The organism is Clostridium sp. CAG:221 (genome assembly GCA_000435835.1).
Taxonomy (GTDB): Bacteria; Bacillota; Clostridia; order Clostridiales; family Clostridiaceae; genus Clostridium.
Map to the genome: position 1 here is coordinate 167,527 of FR883429.1, position 6,735 is coordinate 174,261.

A 6,735-nucleotide genomic window follows, 5' to 3' on the forward strand; every position below is an offset into this window, starting at 1 on the left:
AGACAAAGAATGTTGTCAAAAAACCACATTTCTTTGCCTTATTTTCTATTCTCTATCTAAGCTTCCTTTTTTAACTCTTGTCTTTACATATGTTGCAATAAGAATACTTCCAAGTATTCCAACCATTACTATATTAAAGCCAAAAGAAACAGCGCCTTGTGTAAATACTTTTTTTGCAGGTTCTGCATAAATAAGTATGTCTAATGCTGGTGCCACTAATAACCATGCAACAGCATTTGCTATTACTTGATATATATTAAATACTATTACTTTCTTTCTTCCAAATTCACCATCTTCAACATTAAGTCTTTTTTTAGATAATCCTATTACTAATCCAACTATTCCTGAAGCAATAATCCAACTTATCCAAGGTGAACCATAAAGAATTAAATCCTTTAATAAATGTCCAACAAGTCCAATTGATAATCCAGCAACTGGTCCATAAATTACAGCCATTAATGCTAAGAATGCATATGCTGTTTCAACATTGGTATTTGGTATAAATGTTGGAATAGAACCAAAACGGCTTAAAATTATAAATACCGCTGCTCCTATACCTATAGCTACGATAGTATTTATAGATAATTTACTTTCACTCACAAGCTTTACCCCCTTCTAATAATTATATACATCTTAGAATATATTATTAATGCCCCTTCGTCAAGATTATATGTCATTCAACAAAATTCTATATTATTTAACAAAATTATTTATTATCTACTTCCTTTTTCCATCTAAATATAAGCTTTAATAATTTTGCTCTATCAAAAGGTATTAATGGATAAAGATATGAATCGCCTGTAATTGTCTTAGTACTAGATATCATTATTATGTTAATTATTATGCCTACAATAAAACCTATTGGACCAAATATTCCTGTTAATACAAGAAGTATTAACCTAGTAAATTTAAATGCATAGCTTAATTCCACACTTGGCTGAACAAAACTAGTAAGTGCTACTATTGCCATGTAAAGAATAGTTTGTGGTGTAAACCATCCTGTCTGAACAGCATAATCTCCTAATATAAGCCCACCAATTATAGATAATGAAGTACCTAATGAATCTGGTGTATTAAGCGATGCCAATTTCAACCCATCAATAGCAAATTCTCCAATAATAAATTGAAAAAATATGGGTATGTTATAAGCATCCTTTGGTAATAAAAAACTAAAAAAACCACCTGCAAAATTTATTAGCCAACCTGGATTATCTGTTAGTAATACATATACAGGTGTTAAAAATAAATTAGCAAAAAGCACCGCCATTCTAATGAGCTTTAAGTAATTACCAGTAAGTACAGGAAGATAATAATCATCTACTGACTGTAAAAAACTAAATACTGTAGTTGGTAAAATCAATATGGATGGAGTATTATCTATTATTATAATTATACTTCCCTCTACTAACTGTGCTGCTGCAACATCTGGCCTTTCAGTATACCTTATCTTTGGGAAAGGCGTTATCCAACTTTTACTATTTATTGATTCAACAAAACTTTGATCTCCTAAAGTAAGTGATTTAATATCTAAGCTTTCAATCATATCATTTATCTTTTTTAATTCATCTGGTTTTATCTTATCAGAAATATATCCCACAGCTACATCTGTCTTTGATATACTACCAACACTATGCATTTCAAAAATTAAGTGCGGATCTCTTATTCTTCTTCTAATTAATGCTGTATTAAATACAATTGTTTCTACAAATCCATCATGTGCTCCTCTTAATACCTTTTCCTTATTAGGTTCATCAACACCTCTTGAAGGATATGTTCTAAAATCTAGAACTATAGCCTCATTCCAAGGTCCAAGCATTATGGTTTGACCGCTTAATACAGCTGTAATAAGGTTATCTACATCATTATCTGTACTTGCTTCTATGGAGCTTAAAGCCTTTTCAATTAATTCATTGGCACTTTTTATACTAGCAAAATCTTCTTCTTTTAAATTGTACATATCTCTTCGTGCATACTCTAAGTTAGTATCCTTTACAAAGCCATCTAAATAATATAGATAAAATTTAGTGTTATGAACATCTATTATTCTTGTTAGCATATCAAATGTCTTGCCTACATTTAACTTTTTATCAATGATTTCTACATTTTTCTTTAAATCATTAGTTAACTTCATCGTACATATGCCCCCTAAATCTTTAGTATTACTCTTAGTATGCTTATGTTTACACTATATTATTCCAAGAAAGCCAATTTAATAATGCATAATATAGTTTGAAAGTCCATCAGGACTTTCTTGAAGTTAACTAATTTATTAAATTAATTCACCATTGATAATTATTTTTTTGCTCTTTCCACCCTAAGCTTCTTTCCTTTTATGGTCATATCTTTTAAAGCATTTAAAACTTTATTGCCTTTACCATTTAATATATCTACATATGAAGCAATATCTTGAACATCAATAATACCTATATCTTCAGAATTAACTCCTTCAATTCTTGATATAGCTCCAACTATATCTCCAGCTCTTATTTTCTTTTTCTTACCACCATTTAAATATATTTTTGTAATTGATTTTTCAACTTCCTTAGCCTTAATTTTTTTGGCTTTAGGGTTTGTTTTAAGTTTATTGGCACTTGCCTCTTTTTCTCTTATTTCATTATTTGATATTGGCTCCATCTCAGTAATTTCAAAGCCTATATAACCTTGAATTTCATCTAAAAGCCTACCTTCATACTGATTTACTAGACTTATAGCTTTTCCTTTAGAACCTGCTCTTCCTGTTCTTCCTATTCTATGTACATATGCTTCTTTTTCCACTGGAAGATCATAATTAATTACATGAGTAAGACCTTCAACATCAATTCCTCTTGCTGCAACATCTGTAGCTATAAGTATTCTAAAGAATCCTTTTTTAAATTTCTCCATGGTAGCCATTCTATCCTTCTGCATCATTCCACCATGTATTTTATCAACAGAATATCCTTTTCTCTTAAGATTTTCTGCTACCTTATCTACATTTTCCTTTGTTTTACAAAATACAACTGCCCCTTCAGGTATTTCTTTTATCAATACTTTACGCAGTTCATTTAATTTATCTTCTTCATTTATTTTATACATCTCATGAGTAATTCTATCAGTTATCAATTTTTGAGCCTTAATTTCAATACTCTCAGGATTATTCATGTAATTATTGCTTAAAGCTAAAATTTCTTCTGGCATTGTTGCTGAAAACAACATTGTCTGTCTTTTTGAATTAAGTTTGGAAACGATAGATTTTACCTGATCAACAAAGCCCATATTTAACATTTCATCTGCTTCATCAATTACTAGGATATTTATATCTGATATATCAAATGTCCCTCTTTCAATGTGATCAATAACCCTACCTGGTGTTCCTACTACTATATGTGTTCTTTGCTTTAATTCTCTTATTTGCTCTGAAAAAGGTTGTTTTCCAAATACAGCAGCTGCCCTTATTCTTTTTAATCTACCTAAACTCTGAATTTCCTCTTTCACTTGTATAGCAAGTTCCCTTGTTGGTGTCAATACTAAGGCTTGTGGCTTACTATTATCCCATATCACCTTTTCACATAATGGTATGGCAAAAGCTGCTGTCTTTCCACTACCTGTTTGTGATTTTACCACTATATCCTTTCCATCTAATGCTTCAGGAATAACTCTTTTCTGAACATCAGAAGGACTCTTGTATCCTATTGCATCTATAGATTTCTTAATTTCCTCACTTATTTTATATTTTTCAAATCCATTTTCCACTATCTTTACCTCTTTATTAATTATATTTTCATCTTTCTAGTATAACCTAAAAATAAAAGAATGAGATATTTTCTTTATCAAATATCTCACTCCTTATCATTAATTATACTTCCATTATTATTGGTATAATTGTAGGCCTTCTCTTAGTTCTATCATAAATATAATTCTCTACTGACCTCTTCACATTACCCTTTAATACATACCATTCAATTATTTCCTTATCTAAGCACTTTGTTAATTCTTCTGTTGCTAGAGATTTTACAACTTTAATAAGCTCTTCAGATTCTTTAACATATACAAAACCTCTAGTGACAATATCAGGTCCTGAAACAATACTTAACGTATCTTTTTCTATGGTAACAACTATTATTACCATACCATCTTGTGCTAAATTTCTCCTATCTTTAAGAACTATATTGCCAACATCACCTACCCCTAGACCATCTACATATACTGCACCTGCTCTTACCTTACCGTCCTTTTTACAGCTATCTTTAGTTAATTCTAAAACTTGACCTGTTTCTAAAATAAATACATTCTTCCTAGGCATTCCCATATCTACAGCTAAATCTCCATGATGCTTCAAATGTCTATATTCACCATGTACTGGCATAAAGTATTTAGGCTTCACTATAGTATGAATCATCTTTAATTCTTCTTTATAAGCATGACCAGACACATGTACTTCCTCTAAATCATCATAGATAACTTCTGCACCTCTTCTAAATAATTCATTGATAACTTTTGATATTAATTTATCATTTCCAGGTATAGGAGATGCTGAAATAATAAATGTATCTTTAGGCTCTATACTGATTTTTCTATGGCTTGAAAAAGCTATTCTTGCCAGTGCAGCCATAGGTTCACCTTGACTTCCTGTAGTTATTATGGTTATCTGTTCATTTGAATATTTAGATATATCATCTAAATCTATTATGTCTTCATCTGGTATATGTAAGTAGCCTAACTCTCTTGCTACTTGTGATATATTTTCCATACTTCTACCACTAAAAGAAACCTTTCTCTTATATTTAAGAGATAAATGTATTATTTGTTGCATTCTATGAATATTAGATGCAAATGTCGCAACTATAATTCTACCTTTACTATTGGCAAAGAGATTATTTAAAGTCTTTTCAATTGATTTTTCAGATGGTGAATGTCCAGGAATTTCAACATTTGTGCTATCTGCCATTAATAATAGAACCCCTTCACTACCTAAATTAGAAATTCTCTGTAAATCTATTACCTTACCATCAATAGGAGTATAATCGATTTTAAAATCTCCTGTATGTAGAATTGTACCTACTTCTGTATATATTGCTAATGCGCATGAATCAGCAATACTATGAGTAACCCTGATAAATTCTATCTTTATCTTATTAAACTCTACAATATCTCCTGCCTCAACATTTATAAGTGTACTTTTATTATAAATATTGTGCTCTTCTAATTTTGATTTAACTAATCCTAATGTGAGTTTTGTCCCATATACCGGAACATTTAACTGTTTAAGTATATATGGCAATGCGCCTATATGATCTTCGTGTCCATGTGTTAAAAAAAATCCTTTAACTATTTTTCTATTATTAATTAAATAAGTTATATCTGGAATTATTAAATCCACGCCATACATATCTTCATCTGGAAAAGCTATTCCGCAATCTATTACTATTATTTCATCTTCATATTCTATGGCTGTGATATTTTTCCCTATTTCACCTAATCCACCAAGTGGAATTATTCTAATTGTGCCTTCTTTCATATATAATCACCTTTCAAACTAATATAACTAAACATTCTAATTTTGTAATTATTATTTGTTTTTATTAATTATTTAATTCTTTATATTTACTTTTATTAATATTCATTAAAGTATATTTATTACTATAATGTCTACAACTATTGTAAAAAGTATTGATTTATTTAAATTTATATATGAAACTCTTAAATGGAAATATTGTATTAGATGCACTAAAGATATTGGAATATCCATTGCCGGTAAAAGCAAAATTAAAAAATTAAATAAAAACTTATTATTAGTATTTCAATAATTAAATAAAAATATAACTGGAAATAAAATTTCCAGTTATATTAACTAATCTAATTTATAATTTACACAATTTTTTAGACATTCTCGATTTTCTAGAGTCAAGATTATTCACCATTAAGAACTCGCTTTAGAGCTGCATCTATAGTATCAGTATCTTCTGGATATTTTATATATAATGCTGTTGATTCTGCAATAGCAGCAGAATATGGGGTTTGTACTGATTGTTTAACTTTAGGATCATCAATAGAATCAATATAATCCTGTTGATGTTGTTTAGCTTCTTTTATTATCATATAGTATTCTTCTTCAGTTAAGCCTTGTTTTTCGTTGGTGTTAGTGTTTTGTTGTGTATTTTCTTTTATTGAACTTTGAAGACTATCTAAGCTAAACGTATTACTAAAATCCTTTCCATTTATAGTTAGGATAATCTCTAATTCACCAGTAGTTGAGTCGGCTATAGGAACTTCGGCTACGTAATGAATGTTTCTTGTTTCTAGTGGATTTACTGAAGCTGATTTTTCTAAATTAGTTCCATCAATACTCTCCACAAGAGAAAAACAAGAATACTCATTGTTTTTGATTTTTATTTTTGTAGTTATTATATCATTAGACATTTTAGATTCATTACTCAAATTATATACAGTAAGAATTACGTCTATATAAATAGTGTTATCGTTTTTTACATCATAGTAGGAAGAGTTTTTAGTAATAATTGAAGGCTTAATTCTTGGGGTAATATTAATTTCATATAAATAATATTCGCAAACTCCAGGTACTTCATTGCTTCCTCCTGCAACAGCAAATAATTCAGGAGGGGCATCGTCTTGATTTATATTATTTTTTTCTTTTACATCAGGGAAAGTGTCTTGATTTATGTTATTCTCTTCTTTTTTTATAGAACTTTGAGTTTCATTATTAGATTGAGAAACCAGATTTTTTTGTCCACATGA

5 protein-coding genes are annotated in these 6,735 nt (G+C 29.3%); all 5 read right to left on the reverse strand.

Annotated features, from left to right (window positions below):
• Window positions 1-45 precede the first annotated feature (45 nt).
• Complete coding sequence (locus Q5O44_RS15155; protein ID WP_022169301.1) at window positions 46-600, reverse strand: ECF-type riboflavin transporter substrate-binding protein; 555 nt, start codon at window positions 598-600, stop codon at window positions 46-48.
• A 106-nt stretch (window positions 601-706) separates the two neighbouring features.
• Complete coding sequence (locus tag Q5O44_RS15160) at window positions 707-2,131, reverse strand: spore germination protein (RefSeq protein WP_022169302.1); 1,425 nt, start codon at window positions 2,129-2,131, stop codon at window positions 707-709.
• 161 nt (window positions 2,132-2,292) lie between these two features.
• Window positions 2,293-3,732 (reverse strand): DEAD/DEAH box helicase, encoded by a 1,440-nt coding sequence (locus Q5O44_RS15165; RefSeq protein WP_022169303.1) that lies wholly within the window; start codon window positions 3,730-3,732, stop codon window positions 2,293-2,295.
• 103 nt (window positions 3,733-3,835) lie between these two features.
• Entirely contained in the window at window positions 3,836-5,497 is a 1,662-nt protein-coding gene (locus Q5O44_RS15170; RefSeq protein WP_022169304.1) for a ribonuclease J, read from the reverse strand.
• 392 nt (window positions 5,498-5,889) lie between these two features.
• A partial coding sequence (locus tag Q5O44_RS15175; protein ID WP_302638254.1) for a hypothetical protein occupies window positions 5,890-6,735 on the reverse strand: 846 nt, incomplete at its 5' end.